Origin of the sequence: Pseudomonas sp. HMWF021 (assembly GCF_003061005.1) — a bacterium.
Lineage (GTDB): Bacteria > Pseudomonadota > Gammaproteobacteria > Pseudomonadales > Pseudomonadaceae > Aquipseudomonas.
In genome coordinates this window covers 1-301 of record NZ_QAIK01000155.1, presented here as the reverse complement: position 1 = coordinate 301, position 301 = coordinate 1, and the positions used below count along the sequence as shown (strand labels likewise).

Sequence of the window (301 nt, the reverse complement as noted above, 5' to 3'; positions counted from 1 at the left end):
GCTGATCATCGGCATCAATCCCTGGAGCAGTTGGGGCTTGCGCCACGTATTCGCCCACGACGCCTTGCGTCAGGCGCGCTGCATCTCGCCGTCGCGGGTCGCCGACTGGCTCAACCTGCTGGGCTTTGCGCTGGAGAAACGCCGCTTCGGGTGCTATCGTCCGCCGCTCGCGTCGCCCAAGTGGCAGGCCCGACTGGCCGGCTGGGAACGCAAGGCCGGTGACTGGCAACTGTCCGGCGGTGGCTTCTATTTATTGGTCGCGCGCAAGATCGTGGTCGGCCTGCGTCCGGTGCGTCAGGAA

Annotated in this window: 1 pseudogene; it reads left to right on the top strand. The window is 66.4% G+C overall.

The window, feature by feature from the left end:
• A pseudogene (locus DBR18_RS29680) lies at window positions 1-301 on the top strand (SAM-dependent methyltransferase); the annotation flags it as partial.